Origin of the sequence: Streptomyces acidiscabies (genome assembly GCF_020010905.1) — a bacterium.
In the GTDB taxonomy this organism is placed as follows: domain Bacteria; phylum Actinomycetota; class Actinomycetes; order Streptomycetales; family Streptomycetaceae; genus Streptomyces; species Streptomyces acidiscabies.
Map to the genome: position 1 here is coordinate 1,951,103 of NZ_JAGJBY010000002.1, position 18,237 is coordinate 1,969,339.

The window sequence follows — 18,237 nt, forward strand, 5'->3', positions numbered from 1 at the left end:
GTCGGACAGCGCTGTCCGACCGGAGTGGACCTCGGCCTGCCATGACCGGCGAAGGGAGTGTTTATCGTCAGGGAGACGACTAAGATCGCCGCATGCCCTACGACCCGTCAGCCTTCCCGCCCTTCGCCGTCACCGTGGACCTGGTCGTGCTGACCGTGCGGCGCCACGCCCTGTGCGCGCTGGCGGTCCGCCGGGGAGAACCGCCGTTCCAGGGGAGATGGGCGCTCCCCGGCGGCTTCGTACGGGCCGACGAGGACCTGTCGCAGGCCGCGGCGCGCGAACTCGCCGAGGAGACCGGGCTGCACGCCCACGAGCCCCCCGTCCCCGCCCAGGACAACGGCGCCCACCTCGAACAGCTCGCCACCTACGGCGACCCCAAGCGCGACCCGCGCATGCGCGTCGTCAGCGTCGCCCACCTCGCGCTCGCCCCCGACCTGCCCGCCCCGCGCGCGGGAGGCGACGCCAGCAACGCGCGCTGGGCGCCGGTCGAGGAACTCCTCCAACAGGGCGGCTACGGCCGGGACGGCGACCCCGTCGCGCCGCTCGCCTTCGACCACGCGCAGATCCTCGCCGACGGCGTCGAACGCGCCCGCTCCAAGATCGAGTACTCCTCCCTGGCCACCGCGTTCTGCCCCGCCGAGTTCACCGTCGGCGAGCTGCGCCGGGTCTACGAGGCGGTGTGGGGCGTCGCGCTCGACCCGCGCAACTTCCACCGCAAGGTGACCGGAACGCCGGGCTTCCTCGTCCCCACGGGCGGCACCACCACCCGCCAGGGCGGCCGGCCGGCCCAACTCTTCCACGCGGGCGGCGCGACGCTCCTCAATCCGCCGATGTTGCGCCCCGAGGTGTGAGGAGTACCCCGAAGGGTGCTGCCTCGTCGTCAACCGGCCTGCCCTGAGCCCCACTGTGCCCCCGGGTGCGCTGCGCTCGGCCGTGCGATGCCTCAAAAACCGTAAATGGGGCGCTATCTTGCTGCGGGTGATCCAGGCCTTCGGACTGACCAGCATCCCCCGCAAGGATCTCCCTCCCACCGTCGACGACGTCTCCTTCGAGGCGCGCGTCGGGCATGTCACGGTGCTCCTCGGGGCGCCGGGGGCGGGCAAGAGCACGGCACTCAGACTCATGCTCGAACTCCAGCAGGGCCGTGGCGTCACGTACTTCAGAGGCCGCCCGCTGCACCGCATCGCCCACCCCGCGCGCGAGGTCGGCGTGCTCCTCGGCGACGTACCGGGGCACCCGGGCCGCACGGTCCGCGGCCACCTGCGGATGCTGTGCGCGGCGGCCGGCGTCCCGGCCGGGCGGGCCGACGAGGTCCTCGAAGCGGTCGGCCTCGTGAGCCTGCGCGAGGAGCGCCTGGCCGCCCTCTCCCGGGGCATGGACCGCCGCCTCGGCCTCGCCTGCGCCCTCCTGGCCGACCCGCACACCCTCGTCCTCGACGACCCCGCCGACGGCCTCTCCGCGCGCGAGAGCCGCTGGCTGTACGACATGCTCACGGCGCACGCTCGCCACGGCGGAACCGTCCTGCTGACCATGGCCGACCCCAAGGAGGCCGCCCGCACAGCCGACCGCGTCGTCACCCTGGACCAGGGCCGCGTCGCCGCCGACCAGGACGCGCCAGCCTTCGCCCGCACCCGCCTGCGCCCCCGCGTCGCCGTCCGCACCCCGCACGCCGCCCGCCTCGCCGCCGAACTCTCCAAGGAGGCCCGCACCGCCCGCCGCTCCGTCGAGGTCGTCCAGGAGGACGGCAACCACCTCTCCGTGTACGGCAGTTCGTGCGCCGACATCGGGGACGTCGCCTTCCGCACCGGCATCCTCGTCCACCAACTCGCCGACGAGGTGGGGGACATGGGACCCGGCGCGGACGCCGACGCGGAACCGGGTGACGGCGCCGACGGCGTCGTACGGGCAGAGCCGGAGCCGCGCGTGCACGGCGCTCCGTCCCCCCTCCCGCCCCCCATCTCCGTCCGCCCCGCGCCAACCCCCCTGCGCCCCCTGCGCTACGAGCTGCGGCGGGCCTGCGGGATCAGCACGGGGTTCCTCGTCGGCGCGGGGACGCTGATCGTCTCCGTGGTCACCGCGCTGCTGCTGGCCCGGCTCGGACACACCCCGCAGGCACGGCTGTTCGCGGCGTGGCCCGCGCAGTCGCCGCTGCCTCCGGCGGCCCTCGGGGCGGGGCTGCTGGGGGCGCTGGCCTTCGGGGACGAGTTCCGGCACCCCGCGCTGGCCGCGGACCGCGGCACCGTGCCCCGGCGGCTGGGGCTGCTGGCCGCGAAGCTCCTCGTCACCGCCCTCACCGCACTCCTGCTGGCCTTCCTCACGGTGGGCTGCGACGCCGAGGCGCTCTACCTGCTCTACGGACGGGAGGTCGCGGAAGTTCCCGGGGACTGGCTCTCTCTCGGCGCGAGTTGGGCCGGCCTCGTGGTCGGGTGCGCCTGGGCCGGGGTGCTCGCGGCCGGCGTGTTCCGGTCCACGACCGCTGGGCTCGCGGCCGTACTCGCCGTACCCGTCGCCGTCGTACCGCTGCTGCACCGGCTGCTGGCCGGAGCCTCCGTGCGTACGGCGGCCGGGATGCCCGCGCGGGCGCGCGAGGTGTTCCTGCTGCGCTGGCCCTTCGGCGGCGAGCGCTACCTCGACGCCGCCGCCCGCGTGGTGGCCCAACCCGTGGGCGGCGCACTGGCGTTGTCGCTCACCACGCTGCTGTGCGCGTATCTGCTCACCACCCTGCGGGGCCGGGCCCGATGACGGCCGTCCCCGCGCGCGGTGCGCACAACTCCCCCCAGAAAGCCCATTTCTTTCCGATAAGGCGTCAATTCCGACGGGGTGAGCGATCACCCTTTCGTGTGCTTTTCACCAAAGCCCTCAAGGGAGTTGGGGCCGACGCCGACAAAACATCCGTGAGTACCCTTGCGCACACCATGATGACCGCCGCCCGCTCCGCCGACTCCGGTCTGGCCGCCCCGGGCGAACTCGACCGTTACCCCTACGCCGAGACCCCCGCCGACCGCTCTCCCGTCTGGGACGGCGTCGATGCCGACCTCGGCCGCGTGGGCCGCCGCGCCACCGGCAGCCGCGGGCGCGGGCTGCACGGCCAACTCGTCCAGCAGCTCGGGCAGATGATCGTCTCCGGCGACCTCGGCGCCGACCGCCCCCTGGTGCCCGAGGAGATCGGCCAGCGCTTCGAGGTCTCCCGCACCGTCGTCCGCGAGTCGCTGCGGGTCCTGGAGGCCAAGGGCCTGGTGAGCGCCCGGCCGAACGTCGGCACGCGCGTGCGCCCCGTCAGCGACTGGAACCTGCTCGACCCCGACATCATCGAGTGGCGCGCCTTCGGCCCGCAGCGCGACGACCAGCGCCGCGAGCTGACCGAGCTGCGCTGGACCATCGAGCCGCTCGCCGCCCGCCTGGCCGCCGGGCACGGCCGGGAGGACGTCCAGCAGCGGCTGTCCGACATGGTCGAGATCATGGGGCACGCCATGGCGCAGGGTGACGCGCTGACGTACTCGCGCGCGGACGCCGAGTTCCACACCCTGCTCATCCAGCTCGCCGGCAACCGCATGCTGGAGCACCTCTCCGGGATCGTCTCCTCCGCCCTCCAGGTCTCCGGCGGCCCGGCCACCGGCTGCGAACGGCCGACCGAGGCGTCCCTCGCGCACCACGCGCGCATGGTCGACGCGCTCGCCGCGGGCGACGCCGCGGGTGCGGAGGCGGCGGTGCGGCAGCTGCTCACCGTCCACCCCGAGGTGGAGCGCGTGGTCCCGGCGCCGCGCGAGCACTGACCGCGCCCTCGCGGGCGGTGCGGCCCGGGACGCTCTTCCCTCCTCCGGCGTCCCTCCGGGCCGGTGCCCCGCCCTCCGGTCGGACTCCGCAGGACCCCTCGCGGGCCCTGCGGAGTCCGACGGTGCGACATGGCGGGAGAGCGTTTCGATCATGAGGTGATCGCGATGGTGACCCCCTATGGCCATGTCTGATCGTTTTTGAGCGCTTACGGGATGTGACTCGGGCCACGTAGATTGGGCGTAACGCTTGTGGGAACAGCGCGATGACCTAAGAGGTGACAGCCGAGGAGGGAATACGGACGCCGTTCGTGGCGCTGTGCATTCTCCCGGCCCCCGCCCGCCCGTCGGCCCATCCCCAAGGCCGGTGGTCGGCTCCTGTCCGCAGTGGACGGGGCCGGAAGCCGTTTTCCAACGTTCCGAGAGGTTGTTCGTGTCGGCCAGCACATCCCGTACGCTCCCGCCTGAGATCGCCGAGTCCGTCTCTGTCATGGCGCTCATTGAGCGGGGAAAGGCTGAGGGGCAGATCGCCGGCGACGATGTGCGTCGGGCCTTCGAAGCTGACCAGATTCCGGCCACTCAGTGGAAGAACGTACTGCGCAGCCTCAACCAGATCCTTGAGGAAGAGGGTGTGACGCTGATGGTCAGTGCCGCAGAGCCCAAGCGCACCCGAAAGAGCGTCGCAGCGAAGAGTCCGGCCAAGCGCACCGCCACCAAGACGGTCGCGGCGAAGACCGTGACCACCAGGAAGGCCACCGCCACCACGGCCGCTCCGGCCGCTTCGGTGGCCGGCGACGCCGAGGACTCCCCCGCGAAGAAGGCCGCAGCCAAGAAGGCCGCGCCCGCCGCGAAGAAGGCGGTCGCGAAGAAGGCGGCCCCCGCCAAGAAGACCGCGGCGAAGAAGACCGCCGCCAAGGACGCCGAGGTCCTTGAGGACGAGGTCCTCGAAGAGACGCCCGGCGCCGGCAAGACCGGCGACGAGCCCGAGGGCACCGAGAGCGCCGGCTTCGTCCTCTCCGACGAGGACGAGGACGACGCGCCGGCCCAGCAGGTCGCCGCCGCCGGTGCCACCGCCGACCCGGTCAAGGACTACCTCAAGCAGATCGGCAAGGTCCCCCTCCTCAACGCCGAGCAGGAGGTCGAGCTCGCCAAGCGCATCGAGGCGGGCCTGTTCGCCGAGGACAAGCTGTCCAACGCCGACAAGCTGGCCCCCAAGCTCAAGCGCGAGCTGGAGATCATCGCCGAGGACGGCCGCCGCGCCAAGAACCACCTGCTGGAGGCCAACCTCCGCCTCGTGGTCTCGCTGGCCAAGCGTTACACCGGCCGCGGCATGCTCTTCCTGGACCTCATCCAGGAGGGCAACCTCGGTCTGATCCGCGCGGTCGAGAAGTTCGACTACACCAAGGGCTACAAGTTCTCCACGTACGCCACCTGGTGGATCCGTCAGGCGATCACCCGCGCGATGGCCGACCAGGCCCGCACCATCCGTATCCCGGTGCACATGGTCGAGGTCATCAACAAGCTCGCGCGCGTGCAGCGCCAGATGCTCCAGGACCTGGGCCGCGAGCCCACTCCGGAGGAGCTGGCCAAGGAACTCGACATGACCCCCGAGAAGGTCATCGAGGTCCAGAAGTACGGCCGCGAGCCCATCTCCCTGCACACCCCTCTGGGTGAGGACGGCGACAGCGAGTTCGGTGACCTCATCGAGGACTCCGAGGCCGTCGTCCCGGCCGACGCGGTCAGCTTCACGCTCCTCCAGGAGCAGCTGCACTCCGTCCTCGACACCCTGTCCGAGCGCGAGGCGGGCGTCGTCTCCATGCGTTTCGGTCTCACCGACGGTCAGCCGAAGACCCTCGACGAGATCGGCAAGGTCTACGGCGTGACCCGTGAGCGCATCCGCCAGATCGAGTCCAAGACCATGTCCAAGCTGCGCCACCCGTCCCGTTCCCAGGTGCTGCGCGACTACCTCGACTAGGTCGGTCCGTACGACGACGGAGGCCCGGTTCCCCATCAAGGGGAACCGGGCCTCCGTCGTCGTACGCGCGTGCGCGCTCCGGCAGGGTCGATCACTCTGGGTTTTCAGGACCCATCCCAGAGTAAGGATTCTGCATGCGTCTTCCCCTGGTCCGGGCGCTCGCCCGGCCCCTGGTCCTGGCGGCGGCGGCCGTCGCCATACCGCTGATGAACGCCGCTCCGGCGGCCTCCGACAGCATCGTCGTGGGCGGCTTCCCGGTCGACGTCTCCCAGAGCCCCTGGACGGTCGCGCTGTCCAGCCGTGACCGGTTCGGCGGTACCCGGTCGGGGCAGTTCTGCGGCGGTGTGGCGGTCGCACCGACCATGGTCCTCACGGCGGCCCACTGCGTCGGCGAGGACGTGCTCGGCGCGCCCCCGGACCGGGCGCGGGACTTCAAGGTCGTCACCGGCCGCACCGACCTGTACACGAACGCGGGCCGGGAGATCGCCGTACGGGACACCTGGGTGAACCCGGAGTACGACCGCTCCAGCAACTCCGGCGACTTCGCCGTGCTCACCCTCGCCGAGCCGCTGCCCGAGACGTCGCTCATCGGGGCGGCCCCGGCGGGGGACGCGGCGTACGCGGCGGGGACGGAGGCCACGGTCTACGGCTGGGGCGACGTCTCCGGGTACGGCAAGTACCCGCACAGCCTGCGGGCCGCGCGGGTGCACGTCATGGCCGACGCGAGCTGTGAGCGGGCGTACCCCGGCGGGCCCGAGGGCGCCTACATCGCGCGGACGATGCTGTGCGCCGGGGAGGCCAGGGGCGGCCGGGACGCCTGTCAGGGCGACAGCGGCGGGCCGCTGGTGGCGCAGGGCAGGCTGGTCGGCCTGGTGTCCTGGGGGAGCGGCTGTGGGCGCCCGGGGAGTCCGGGGGTCTATACGCGCGTCTCCGACGTCCTGAGGGTGCTGAATGCCCCGGGGGTGTCGGCGGAGCCTGCCGGGCCGTCAGGCGGGCGCTGAGCGGCTTCAGCGGGTACGCGTACGGGCGGCGGTCCCTGTCTCCAGGGGCCGCCGCCCGTACGCCGGCCTATGCCGGTTCTGGCTCGTCGTGAGCGCCGAAGGTCAGCGCTCGTCCTCGGAGGCGGTCACGGGAACGGCCGTCAGTCGTTCCGTCTCATCCTGTATCTCGGCGGCGATCTTCTTGAGCTCCGGCTCGAACTTCCGGCCGTGGTGGGCGCAGAAGAGCAGTTCTCCGCCGCTCGCCAGGACAACGCGAAGGTAGGCCTGGGCGCCGCAGCGGTCGCAGCGATCGCCGGCCGTCAGCGGGCTCGCGGGGGTCAGAACAGTAGTCACGTCGCCTCTTCTCTAGCTCGACGAGCTGTCGTACCAGGGTCAACATCCAACCAGCCTCAAACGTTCCCGCTTGCGGCTTTCCCTCGAAAAAATCTTTCGAGGCGGCTGTCTGCTGCCGGTTTGGCGGCGAATGTGCCGTAGTGCGCTTCTTGTGTGCTTACGGTTTCGCGCTGTCGATCATGTGGTCGGTCCTCCCGGCTGGGTTGCCGGTTCGTTCTTGAGGACGTGCCCGGAGCCTAAATGGTTCATGCCTCGAAGGGAACGTGATATGTACTTCACTCCATCGAGCGATCGAACACGCATACGACTCTGCACTAGTCTGACTCCAGACGAGGGTGGCGTGACAACGGCTCTACCTGGCCTCGGTACCCTCTTGACGGCGACCGAAGCCGTGCCCTTACCCATAAGGGCCCCATCTGAAATTCAGCGAGGAGCGAACCGCGTGACCGCCGATACGTCCGTGCCGTCCACTGCGCTGCTGGCAGGAGCAGACCGGGACGGCTCCAACTACACCGCGCGGCACCTGCTCGTCCTCGAAGGACTTGAGGCTGTACGCAAGCGCCCGGGCATGTACATCGGATCGACCGACAGCCGTGGCCTGATGCACTGCCTGTGGGAGATCATCGACAACTCCGTCGACGAGGCGCTGGGCGGGTACTGCGACCACATCGACGTGGTGCTGCACGACGACGGCTCCGTGGAGGTCCGCGACAACGGTCGCGGCATCCCGGTCGACGTCGAGCCCAAGACCGGCCTGTCCGGCGTCGAGGTCGTCATGACCAAGCTCCACGCGGGCGGCAAGTTCGGCGGTGGCTCCTACGCCGCCTCCGGCGGTCTGCACGGCGTGGGCGCCTCCGTCGTCAACGCCCTCTCCGCGAGGCTGGACGTCGAGGTCGACCGCAACGGCAGCACGCACGCGATCAGCTTCCGCCGAGGCGTCCCCGGCGCCTTCGCGGCGGCCGGACCCGACGCCGGGTTCGAGTCGCAGAGCGGACTGCGCAAGACCAAGCGGGTCGCCAAGGCCCGCACCGGTACGCGCGTGCGCTACTGGGCCGACCGCCAGATCTTCCTCAAGGACGCCAAGCTCTCCCTGGAGCACCTCCACCAGCGCGCGCGCCAGACCGCGTTCCTGGTGCCCGGCCTGACCATCGTCGTCCGCGACGAACTCGGTCTCGGCGAGGGCGGCAGCAAGGGCGAGGAGTCCTTCCGCTTCGACGGCGGGATCAGCGAGTTCTGCGAGTACCTGGCCGGCGACAAGCCGGTCTGCGACATCCTCCGCTTCACCGGCCAGGGCACCTTCCGCGAGACCGTCCCCGTCCTCGACGAGCACGGCCAGATGACCCCCACCCAGGTCACCCGCGAACTCGGTGTGGACGTCGCGATGCGCTGGGGGACCGGTTACGACACGACCCTCAAGTCGTTCGTGAACATCATCGCCACCCCCAAGGGCGGCACCCACGTCGCCGGGTTCGAGCAGGCCATCGCGACCACGATGAACGAGGTGCTGCGCGCCAAGAAGCTCCTGCGCGTCGCCGAGGACGGCGTCCTCAAGGACGACGCCCTGGAGGGCCTCACCGCCGTCGTCACCGTCCGGCTCGCCGAACCGCAGTTCGAGGGCCAGACCAAGGAGGTCCTCGGCACCTCGGCGGCCCGCCGGATCGTGACCCAGGTCATCTCCAAGGAGCTCAAGGCGTTCCTGACCTCCACCAAGCGGGACGCCGGCGCGCAGGCGCGGGTCGTCATGGAGAAGGTCGTCGCCGCCGCGCGCACGCGTGTGGCCGCCCGCCAGCACAAGGACGCCCAGCGCAGGAAGACCGCCCTGGAGTCGTCCTCCCTGCCGGCCAAGCTCGCCGACTGCCGCAGTGACGACGTCGACCGCAGCGAACTGTTCATCGTCGAGGGCGACTCCGCGCTCGGCACCGCCAAGCTCGCCCGCAACTCCGAGTTCCAGGCGCTGCTGCCGATCCGCGGCAAGATCCTCAACGTCCAGAAGTCGTCCGTCACGGACATGCTGAAGAACGCCGAGTGTGGCGCGATCATCCAGGTCATAGGAGCGGGGTCCGGCCGGACCTTCGACCTCGAGACCGCCCGCTACGGCAAGATCATCATGATGACCGACGCCGATGTGGACGGCTCCCACATCCGCTGCCTGCTGCTGACCCTGTTCCAGCGGTACATGCGGCCCATGGTCGAGGCCGGGCGCGTCTTCGCCGCGGTGCCGCCGCTGCACCGCATCGAACTCGTCCAGCCCAAGAAGGGGCAGGACAAGTACGTCTACACGTACTCGGACCGCGAACTGCGCGACAAGCTCATGGAGTTCCAGACCAAGGGCGTGCGGTACAAGGACTCCATCCAGCGGTACAAGGGCCTCGGCGAGATGGACGCGGACCAGCTGGCGGAGACGACGATGGATCCCCGGCACCGCACCCTGCGCCGGATCAACCTGTCCGACCTGGAGGCCGCGGAGCAGGTCTTCGACCTTCTGATGGGCAACGACGTGGCGCCGCGCAAGGAGTTCATCTCCAGCTCGGCGGCTACGTTGGACAGGTCGCGGATCGACGCGTAGCCGCTGCGCTCGGCTTGGGCCGGGGCGGGTTGTCGTGCCGGGTTCGGGTGTCGTCGGGGTGCGGGTTGTCGGGGGTTGCTCGCACAGTTCCCCGCGCCCCTCAAGTGCCCCTGCGGGGCCCTGAGGGGCGTCTTCTCCACCCCTGGGTGGAGAAGATCGGGGCGGGATATCCACCCTTGATCCACCCTGGCTCCGATCTCCTGGGGCGCCGGGTTCCGTAGCTTCGGTGGTGTCGGTGGCAGTCGTCGCCGGCATCCTCGTTCCGCTCACGGAGGCAGTGATGGCCGGGCTCGTCAACGCGTTGGTGATCGTGGTGGTGGTCGCCCTGGTGCTGGCGCGGCAGTTCCGCGCGGCGCCGGTCGACGGGGAGCGGCGGTGGTGGCTGGTGCCCGGGATCCTCGCCGTCATGGCGCTGCGCGACCCGGATCTGCTGGACCCCGGTCACCGTGTCTTCTCGGGCGTGCTGCTCGCCGTGGAGGTGCTGATCGGGCTCGTGTCAGGCGCCGGCTGGGCCTGGACGACCCGGATGTGGGTCGAGGAGGACGGCGTCGTCTGGAGCAGGAGCACCAGGGCGAGCCTGGGCGTGTGGGTCGGCGGTGTCGTCCTCAGGGTGGGTCTGTTCGGACTCGGCGCGGCCCTCGGCGTCCACCTGCACAGCGCGGCCCTGATGCTGTCCCTCGCGGCGATGCTGCTGGTGCGCGCCGGGTTCGTCACACACCGCGCGCGGACGCTCGCCCGCATCCACGCGCCCTCGCCGTCGTACGGTGACCTGGGGTCCTGGAAGACGAGGGAGCGGGTGTGACGGAGAACCCATGGATGCGCTGGCCGTCCCAGGACGCGCTCGCCCGCAAAGGGAACTCCCCGGCTCGGAACTCGCTGGGCCGGGCCATCCGGCTGCTGCTGATCGGCATCATGCTGTGGAGCGCCTTCGACGACAACTCCCGTGCCCACGGCTGGAACCTGGCCGCGGGCGCGGGCATGGCCCTCGTCGCCGCCGGGGCCGCGAAGGCGTTCTTCGCGACGACGCTGGCGCACCGTCTGTGGCCCTCGATGCTGCTCCTGGCGCTGCTGCTGGGCATCGCGGTCGCGGCCGAGGCGATGGGGTTCGGCTCCCCGGCCCTCGTCCTGTGGTGCGGCTGCGCCGTCATCGGGCTCCAGCGGCTCCCCCTGGGCGCCGCGCTCCCGTTCGCCTCGGTCTCCCTGAGCGCGTTCGCGGTGGTCAACGAGGACATGTGGCTGACCACGGCCGCCACGCTCGGCGCGCTGGCCCTGGTCGGCTACACCCTGCGGCTGGACGCCGAGGCGCGTGGCAACGCCGCGCGGCTGCTGGCCCAGGAGCGGGCCGCGCGGGCGGCCGAGGCGCAGGCGGCGGCGCTGACGGAGCGCGCCCGTATCGCCCGGGAGATCCACGACGTGCTGGCGCACAGCCTCTCGGCCCAGCTCGTGCACCTGGAGGCGGCCCGCCTGCTGATCGAGCGCGGCGCCGACCGGCAGCAGATCCTGGAGCGGGTGGTGGCGGCGCGGGGGATGGCCAGGGACGGCCTCGACGAGACCCGCCAGGCCCTGTCCGCGCTGCGCGGGGACCTGACCCCGCTGGAGGACTTCCTGACCGGCCTGGTGCGGGCGACGGACGGTGCGCGGGTCACCGTGGAGGGTGAACGCAGACCGCTGTCGGTCGAGGCGTCCCAGACCGTGCGCAGGGTCGCGCAGGAGGCCCTGACGAACGTACGCAAGCACGCCCCGGGCGCCAAGGTCAGCCTCCGGCTCGCGTACGGCCCCGGCGAAGTGGCCCTGGACGTGCGGGACTCGGGCGGCTCGCCGGGTGAACTCGCGGGCGCGGGGGGCGGATACGGTCTCCTGGGCATGCGGGAGCGTGCCGAACTGCTGGGCGGCTCGCTGGAGGCGGGGCCGGACGAGGAAGGGTTCGCGGTGAGGCTGAGGGTGCCGGTATGACGCCGGAGGAGCGGGTCGGGCCCGCGCGGGTGCTGGTGGCGGACGATCAGACGGTCGTCCGGGAGGGCATCGTGATGCTGCTCGGGCTGCTGCCCGAGGTGGAGGTGGTGGGCGCGGCGGTGGACGGCGAGGACGCGGTGCGGCTGGTCGCCGAACTCGCCCCGGACGTCGTGCTGATGGACCTGCGCATGCCCCGCTGCGACGGGGTCGAGGCGACCCGCCGGATCAGGGACAGGCACCCCGGGACGCAGGTCGTGGTGCTCACGACGTTCGCGGACGACGAGTCGCTGTTCCCCGCGCTCAAGGCGGGCGCCCGGGGCTACCTGACGAAGGACGCCGGCGGCGAGGAGATCGTCCGGGCCGTGCACAGCGTCCTGTCCGGGGACGCGGGACTGTCGCCGAGCATCCAACGGCGGCTGCTGGAGCGGCTGTCGGAGCCCGAACCGGAGCCGGTGGAGCCGGCCGGGCCGCCCGACGGGTTGACGCTCAGAGAGACCGAGGTCTTGATCCTCATCGCCGACGGCCTCAGCAACCAGGAGATCTCCCGCCGGCTGCACGTGTCGACGACGACGGTGAAGACCCACATCAACAACCTGTTCGCCAAGACGGGCCTCAAGGACCGCGCGCAGGCGGTGAGTTACGCATACAGAAAGGGGTTGGTAAAACCACCAAAATCGGAAATGGGATAAGTCGGCCCATTGTCGCTTGATGGGGTGAAGAATGCGGGAAAGAGAGTAGGGGATCTTCCCGTTCTGTCCATCATTGGGTATGCAGTTGAGCAACGACCGAGCCCGCAGTGGCGGGGGCGGTCCCGAGAGAGCACGCGAGCACCGAGAGGTGCGGTCCCCGGGCCCCGAAGAGCCGGCAGGCGTGCGGTACGACGATCCTTGGTACGACGCCCTGGCCCCCGACTGGCCGGGAGCGCAGCCGGCGAGCGACCCCGTGCCGGCGGTCCCGGCCCCCCGTGACGAGGAGGCCGGCCGCGACGCGATGGCGGAGGTCTACCTCGCCGTCCAGCGCAGCGCCGCCTTCCAGGAAGTACGCAGCCGCTACCGGCGGTTCGTGGTTCCGGCGGGCATCGGCTTCTTCCTCTGGTACGTGGCGTACGTCATCGCGGCGACGGCCGCGCCCGGGTTCATGGCCCGGCCCGTCGTGGGCGCCGTCAACGTGGCACTGGTCGCCGGTCTGGGCCAGTTCCTCACCACCTTCCTGCTGGCCTGGGCCTACGCCAGGCACGCCCGGCTGCGCAGGGACCGGGCGGCCCTCGACCTGCGCTGGGACACCCAGGAACTGACACGCGGTGTGAAGGGAGGCAAGCCGTGAGCGGTACTCATCAGACCCTGGCCCTCGTGCTGTTCAGCGTGTTCATCGCGGTCACGCTGGGCATCACGACCTTGGTCAGCCGCAACCGCCACGGTTCGGCCGAGGAGTTCTACGCCGGAGGACGGCTCTTCTCCCCGATGGAGAACGGCTTCGCCATCGCGGGCGACTACATGTCGGCCGCCTCCTTCCTCGGCATCTCCGGCCTGATCGCCCTGTTCGGCTACGACGGCCTGCTCTACTCGGTCGGCTTCCTCGTCGCCTGGCTGGTCGTCCTGCTCCTCATCGCCGAACTCGTGCGCAACTGCGGGCGGTTCACGCTCGCGGACGTCGTCGCGGCGCGGATGAGCGAACGGCCGGTACGGATCGCGGCGGGCGCCTCCTCGGTCATCGTGTCCATTTTTTACCTGGTGGCACAGATGGTCGGCGCGGGCAGCCTGGTCGCCCTCCTGCTGGGCCGCAGCGGCGCCGCGACCCAGGTGTGGACCGTCATCGGGGTCGGCGCGCTCATGGTCATCTACGTGTCGCTGGGAGGCATGCGGGCCACCACCTGGATCCAGATCGTCAAGGCGGTCCTGCTGCTGGGCGGCACGATCGTGCTGACCGTCCTCGTCCTCGTCCGCTTCCACGGCGACTTCGACCGGCTGCTGCTCACCGCGGCCGAACGCAGCGGGCACGGCATCGACTTCCTGGCGCCCGGCCTGAAGTACGGCGCGGACTGGACGTCGCGCTTCGACTTCATGAGCCTCGGCCTCGCCCTCGTCCTGGGCACGGCCGGCCTGCCGCACATCCTGTCCCGCTTCTACACCGTGCCGACCGCGCGCGCGGCACGCCGCTCGGTGGTCTGGTCGATCGGCCTGATCGGCAGCTTCTACCTGATGACGATCGTCCTGGGCTTCGGCGCGGCGGCGATCGTCGGACCGGACGCCGTACGCCAGTCCAACGCGGCCGGCAACACGGCCGTCCCGCTGCTCGCCCTCGACCTCGGGGGCGGGGATCAGTCCATGGGCGGCGCGGTCCTGTTCGCGATCGTCGGCGCGGTCGCCTTCGCCACCATCCTCGCGGTGGTCGCCGGCATCACGCTCGCCTCCTCGGCGTCCGTGGCCCACGACCTGTACGCCTCACTGCGCCGCAAGCACGCCAAGCAGCGCAGCGAGGTCGCGGTCGCCCGGGTCGCGGCGGTCGGCATCGGCATCGTGGCGATCGCGCTCGGCATCCTGGCCCGCGAGCTCAACGTCGCGTTCCTGGTCGGCCTCGCCTTCGCCGTCGCCGCGTCCGCGAACCTGCCGGTGCTGCTCTACTCGCTGTTCTGGCGCAACTTCACCACGCGCGGCGCGGTGTGGGCGGTCTACGGCGGGCTGATCCCGGCGCTCGTGCTCGTCGTGCTGTCGCCGGTCGTCTCGGGCAGCCCCGAGTCGCTCATCCCTGGTGTCGACTTCCAGTTCTTCCCGCTCCAGAACCCCGGCATCGTCTCGATCCCGTTGGGCTTCCTCGCGGGCTGGCTGGGCACGGTCACCTCCTCCGAGGAGCCCGACGAGGCGCGGCACGCGGAGACGGAGGTGCGTTCGCTGACCGGAGCGGGAGCCGTTTAGCCACGGCGCCTTCACCGTCGTACGGCGCGGGACCCGGTCGTACGGCGGGCCGCGGGGCTTGGGTCATGGCGCGGCCCAGGCACGCGGTCCTGGCGGGTGAGTCGTCTGCACAGGTGGACGACGTTGATGGCCCGTCGGGAAGTTGGTCCATGCATCCATCAAGGGTGTACGGAACTCATCACGACATGCGGTACTCGTCAAGACGCTCAACGAAACCGTGCTCTCAGGCGCGGGTCGCCCACACGTAACGGTGTTCCGGGCGGCCCGCGTCGCCGTATTTGAGGGTCAGGCGCGCGCGGCCGGTGCGCTCCAGGAGCTTCAGGTAGCGCTGGGCGGTCTGGCGGCTCACACCCGTGCGGTCGGCGATCTCCTGCGCGGACAGAGGGCCGTCGGCGTGCATCAGGGACTGGCGCACCAGTTCGGCGGTGGTGGGGGAGTGCCCTTTGGGCAGGCCGGGCTCCGAAGGCGCCGACAGTGCGCCGAACATGCGGTCCACGTCGGCCTGTTCGGCCTCGCCGCCGACGTCCAGAGTGCGGCGCAGCTCGCCGTACGCCTCCAGCTTCGCGCGCAGGCCCGCGAAGGCGAACGGCTTGACCAGGTACTGGAGCGCGCCGTGCCGCATCGCCGAGCGGACCGTCGAGACGTCCCGCGCGGCCGTCACCATGATGACGTCCGCCTGGTGGCCGCGGCGGCGCATCTCCTGGACGGTGCCGATGCCGGTCCCGTCGGGCAGGTAGTGGTCCATCAGGACGAGGTCCACGCGGGGCAGCAGCTCCAGCAGGTGCAGCGCCTCGGCCGCGCTGTGCGCCTGCCCGGCGACCCGGAAGCCCGGCACCTTCTCGACGTAGGCGGCGTTGACCCGGGCGACCCGGGTGTCGTCGTCCACGACCAGGACCTCGATCACCGCGAACCCTCCTCGGCCTCGGCGCGACGCGTGGCGGCGGCCGGCACGGCCCTCGGGGCGCCCTCGGAGAGCGCGTCGGGCAGGACCACGGTGAACTCCGCGCCACCGCCCTCCGCCTCGCCCACGGAGGCCCTGCCGCCCTGCCGCTCGGCGAGCCTGCGCACCAGCGAGAGCCCGATGCCTCGGCGCCCGTGCGCGGGAGGCCTCTTGGTGGACCAGCCCTCCGTGAACACCACCTCGCGCTTGTCCGCCGGGATCCCCGGGCCGGTGTCCCGCACCCGCAGCACGGCCGTACGTCCCTCCGCGCGCAACTCGACCTCCACGCGCGCGTGCGTGGTGCCCGCGACGGCGTCCAGCGCGTTGTCGACCAGGTTGCCCACGATCGTCACCAGCCCCCTGGGGTCGACCAGCAGGTCCGGGAGCCGGGTCGCGTCGGACACCTTCAGGGCGACGCCGCGCTCCGCCGCCACCGTCGCCTTGCCGACCAGCAGCGCCGCCAGCAAGGGGTCGTGGATCCGCTCGGCGACCTCCTCGGCGGTGGCCCGGTGATCGCCGACCACTTCGCCCACGAACTCCACCGCCTCCTCGTACATCTCCAGCTCCAGCAGTCCCAGCAGGGTGTGCATCCGGTTGGCGTGCTCGTGGTCCAGCGCGCGCAGGGCGTCGATCAGCCCGCGCGTGGAGTCGAGCTCCCGGCCCAGCTGCTCCAGCTCGGTGCGGTCGCGCAGGGTGGCGACGGCGCCGCCGTCGTCCGTCGGCATCCGGTTGGTGACCAGCACGCGCGGGCCGCGCACGGTGAGCAGGTCCGTACCGGTCACCCGGCCGGCCAGGACGTCCGCCGTACGGCCCGCGCCGAGCGCGTCGTCGGGGGAGCGGCCCACCGCCTCGTCGCCGATGCCCAGCAGGCGCTGCGCCTCGTCGTTGAGGAGCCGTACGCGGCCCGCGCGGTCCAGCGCCACGACGCCCTCCCGGATGCCGTGCAGCATCGCCTCACGCTCCGCCAGCAGCGCCGAGATGTCCGAGAAGGCCAGATCACGCGTCTGCCGATGGACCCGGCGCGAGATCAGCCAGGCCGCCAGCGCGCCCACCGCGAGGGCGCCACCCGCGTACGCGAACAGCCCCGGGATCGCGTGGATCAGGCGGGCGCGGACGCTGTCGTACTCGATGCCGACCGACACCGCCCCGACGATGTGCCCCTCGGCGTCCCTCAAGGGCACCTTCCCGCGTGCGGAGCGGCCCAGTGTGCCCTCGTCGATCTCCATCACTGCCCGGCCCGCCAGCGCCTTGTGCGGGTCCGTGGAGACCACGCCACCGATCTGGTCCGGGTCCCGGTGCGACCAGCGGACGCCGGCCCTGTTCATCACGACGACGTACTCGGCTCCGCTCGCCCTGCGGATCCGCTCCGCCTCCCGCTGCACCGGGCCGTCCACCGACGGCGTGCTGGTCTTCAGGTCCTCCGCGAGCTGCGGCATCGCCGCTGTGGTCTGCGCGATCGCCAGCGCGCGGCGCATCGCCTGGTCGTCGAGCTGGTCGCTGAGCGGCGCGAGGAACAGGCCCGTCGCGAGCACCACCACGCCTGCCGCGATCGACAGCTGCATCAGCAGGATCTGCGAGAAGGCGCGCCGGGGGAGGCCGAGGCGCAGGCGACGGGCGGGGGGAGCGGGGCTCATGCATTGACGGTACGTGGACGGGGTGGGGGCGCTGTAGGGGTGTGGCGGGGATCTCTTGACCGGGGGTGGATGGGGTTGAGCGAGGGATGAGGGGAGGGGGTTAGGTGGATCAGGTGCATCGGCGGGTCAACTGTTGACGGAAACATTGACCATCTTGATGACCTTGACCAAGTTGATCGATATCTTGCCGCCGTGTCAGCTCGCCAGCGCCGCCCCCGCCGTCGTCCGCTCCCGCACCTCCACGACGTCCATCCGCGCCGGAGTCCCCAGAACGGACGCCCCGCAGCTCTCCGGCCGGGCCGGCAGCGGATTGCTCTGGGTGACGACGACCTGCCAGCGCCGGCCGTCGGTGTGGGCGACGGTGACCTCCCAGTGCGGCGCTTCGCCCGCCGTGCGGACGACGCCCAGTGCCTCGGCGGCGTACTCGCCGACGGCCGTACGGACGGCGAGTTCGGCCGCCTGGCCGGGCCGCTCCCAGGCGGAGCACCCCCGGCACCCGTCGACCACGATCCGGCCCTCCCGGGCGGCGTGGAGGACGTTCTTGACGGTGTGGGCCTCCGCGCGCCCGTACGCGTAGCCGTAGGGCAGGACGAGCACCGTGGGGGAGAAGCGATGTCCACCCAGATGGGTGACCTCCCAGACGCCCGGTACGTCGGAGGCGGTCAGCTCGGCGGCGAGGGGACGGCCGAGGAGGGCGCAGCAGCGGTCGCGCTTGCCGTTCGTGCACACCAGGGCGAGCGGGTCGCCCGTGTGGGGGCGACCGCCGAGGACGGTGTCGAACGTGCGGTGGTCGCCCCGGCCCAGGGCGGCGAGGTCGAGGTCCAGGAGCTGCCGGGGGTCCTGGGTGGCGGCGGTGCGCAGCCACACCCCGCCGGGCACGGTGTGGGCGGCGAAGACCCGGCGCAGGGGCGGGGCGCCGAAGTCGGCGTGGCGTCCGGGGCGGCGGATGAGCGCGACACGGACGCCGGTGCCCTTGGCGGCCCTCTCCAGGGCGCGGCCGAGCTGCCGGTCCAGGTGGCTCTCGGTGAGCGCCTTGGCGCCCCAGGGGCCGGGCTGTTCCAGCAGGAGCCAGGTCGTCGCCGTGGCCGCGGTCCCGGAGAAGGGCTCGTCGAGATCCCGCGCGACAGTCGTGCACGTACTCACAGAGGTGAGC

At 71.7% G+C, this 18,237-nt stretch carries 15 protein-coding genes; 11 read left to right on the forward strand and 4 right to left on the reverse strand.

The genetic code is table 11. From position 1 onward, the window contains the following. Positions 1–92: 92 nt before the first annotated feature. The 5 genes from J8M50_RS35615 to J8M50_RS35635 all read left to right on the forward strand — a co-directional run bounded on the left by J8M50_RS35615 (position 93) and on the right by J8M50_RS35635 (position 6,746). Positions 93–851 carry an NUDIX hydrolase gene (locus J8M50_RS35615; protein WP_010352993.1) on the forward strand — a complete coding sequence of 253 codons (759 nt, stop codon included), beginning with the start codon at positions 93–95 and terminating at the stop codon, positions 849–851. Positions 852–978: 127 nt separating this feature from the next. Then, positions 979–2,742, forward strand: a complete 1,764-nt coding sequence (locus J8M50_RS35620; RefSeq protein ID WP_010352994.1) for an ATP-binding cassette domain-containing protein — start codon at positions 979–981, stop codon at positions 2,740–2,742. Between the two features lie 152 nt (positions 2,743–2,894). Beyond that, on the forward strand, positions 2,895–3,773 hold the full coding sequence (locus tag J8M50_RS35625) for a FadR/GntR family transcriptional regulator (protein WP_029183750.1): 879 nt from the start codon (positions 2,895–2,897) through the stop codon (positions 3,771–3,773). A 430-nt stretch (positions 3,774–4,203) separates the two neighbouring features. Then, positions 4,204–5,745, forward strand: a complete 1,542-nt coding sequence (locus J8M50_RS35630) for an RNA polymerase sigma factor (RefSeq protein ID WP_010352996.1) — start codon at positions 4,204–4,206, stop codon at positions 5,743–5,745. Positions 5,746–5,879: 134 nt separating this feature from the next. Beyond that, positions 5,880–6,746 (forward strand): S1 family serine peptidase, encoded by an 867-nt coding sequence (locus tag J8M50_RS35635; RefSeq protein ID WP_010352997.1) that lies wholly within the window; start codon positions 5,880–5,882, stop codon positions 6,744–6,746. Between the two features lie 102 nt (positions 6,747–6,848). Here the strand turns inward: J8M50_RS35635 and J8M50_RS35640 are convergent, their stop codons facing one another. Further along, complete coding sequence (locus J8M50_RS35640; RefSeq protein WP_010352998.1) at positions 6,849–7,079, reverse strand: DUF7455 domain-containing protein; 231 nt, start codon at positions 7,077–7,079, stop codon at positions 6,849–6,851. Positions 7,080–7,521: 442 nt separating this feature from the next. On the opposite strand from J8M50_RS35640, the gene J8M50_RS35645 reads away from it, so the two are divergent. The 6 genes from J8M50_RS35645 to J8M50_RS35670 all read left to right on the forward strand — a co-directional run bounded on the left by J8M50_RS35645 (position 7,522) and on the right by J8M50_RS35670 (position 14,510). Then, positions 7,522–9,645, forward strand: a complete 2,124-nt coding sequence (locus J8M50_RS35645) for a DNA gyrase/topoisomerase IV subunit B (protein WP_010352999.1) — start codon at positions 7,522–7,524, stop codon at positions 9,643–9,645. Positions 9,646–9,925: 280 nt separating this feature from the next. Next, a complete protein-coding gene (locus J8M50_RS35650; RefSeq protein WP_029183751.1) occupies positions 9,926–10,447 on the forward strand; it encodes a DUF1453 family protein in 522 nt (173 codons plus the stop codon). Then, entirely contained in the window at positions 10,444–11,598 is a 1,155-nt protein-coding gene (locus tag J8M50_RS35655; protein WP_029183752.1) for a sensor histidine kinase, read from the forward strand. The genes J8M50_RS35650 and J8M50_RS35655 overlap by 4 nt, the downstream gene beginning before the upstream one ends. After that, entirely contained in the window at positions 11,595–12,287 is a 693-nt protein-coding gene (locus J8M50_RS35660) for a response regulator transcription factor (protein WP_010353002.1), read from the forward strand. The genes J8M50_RS35655 and J8M50_RS35660 overlap by 4 nt, the downstream gene beginning before the upstream one ends. 79 nt (positions 12,288–12,366) lie before the next feature. Continuing rightward, positions 12,367–12,921: a DUF485 domain-containing protein gene (locus J8M50_RS35665; protein ID WP_029183753.1), complete on the forward strand. Its 555-nt coding sequence runs from the start codon at positions 12,367–12,369 to the stop codon at positions 12,919–12,921. Then, positions 12,918–14,510, forward strand: coding sequence for a monocarboxylic acid transporter (locus J8M50_RS35670; protein ID WP_010353004.1), 1,593 nt, complete (start codon positions 12,918–12,920; stop codon positions 14,508–14,510). The genes J8M50_RS35665 and J8M50_RS35670 overlap by 4 nt, the downstream gene beginning before the upstream one ends. Positions 14,511–14,733: 223 nt before the next feature. On the opposite strand, the gene J8M50_RS35675 is transcribed toward J8M50_RS35670, so the two are convergent. The 3 genes from J8M50_RS35675 to J8M50_RS35685 form a co-directional block, all read right to left on the reverse strand. Next, the gene (locus J8M50_RS35675) at positions 14,734–15,414 is read right to left on the reverse strand and encodes a response regulator (RefSeq protein ID WP_010353005.1); all 681 of its coding nucleotides are present in this window, start codon (positions 15,412–15,414) and stop codon (positions 14,734–14,736) included. Then, positions 15,411–17,084, reverse strand: a complete 1,674-nt coding sequence (locus J8M50_RS35680) for a sensor histidine kinase (protein WP_010353006.1) — start codon at positions 17,082–17,084, stop codon at positions 15,411–15,413. Before J8M50_RS35680 ends, J8M50_RS35675 begins: the two co-directional genes overlap by 4 nt. Before the next feature lie 195 nt (positions 17,085–17,279). Beyond that, positions 17,280–18,227 (reverse strand): ferredoxin family protein, encoded by a 948-nt coding sequence (locus J8M50_RS35685; RefSeq protein WP_010353007.1) that lies wholly within the window; start codon positions 18,225–18,227, stop codon positions 17,280–17,282. Positions 18,228–18,237: the final 10 nt, after the last annotated feature.

What these genes read in the sequence shown, in the direction of transcription:
- J8M50_RS35615 (WP_010352993.1), top strand. Translation starts at nt 93, where the DNA reads ATGCCCTACGACCCGTCAGCCTTCCCGCCCTTCGCCGTCACCGTGGAC.
- J8M50_RS35660 (WP_010353002.1), top strand. Translation starts at nt 11,595, where the DNA reads ATGACGCCGGAGGAGCGGGTCGGGCCCGCGCGGGTGCTGGTGGCGGAC.
- J8M50_RS35635 (WP_010352997.1), top strand. Translation starts at nt 5,880, where the DNA reads ATGCGTCTTCCCCTGGTCCGGGCGCTCGCCCGGCCCCTGGTCCTGGCG.
- J8M50_RS35665 (WP_029183753.1), top strand. Translation starts at nt 12,367, where the DNA reads ATGCAGTTGAGCAACGACCGAGCCCGCAGTGGCGGGGGCGGTCCCGAG.
- J8M50_RS35680 (WP_010353006.1), bottom strand. Translation starts at nt 17,084, where the DNA reads ATGAGCCCCGCTCCCCCCGCCCGTCGCCTGCGCCTCGGCCTCCCCCGG.
- J8M50_RS35650 (WP_029183751.1), top strand. Translation starts at nt 9,926, where the DNA reads ATGGCCGGGCTCGTCAACGCGTTGGTGATCGTGGTGGTGGTCGCCCTG.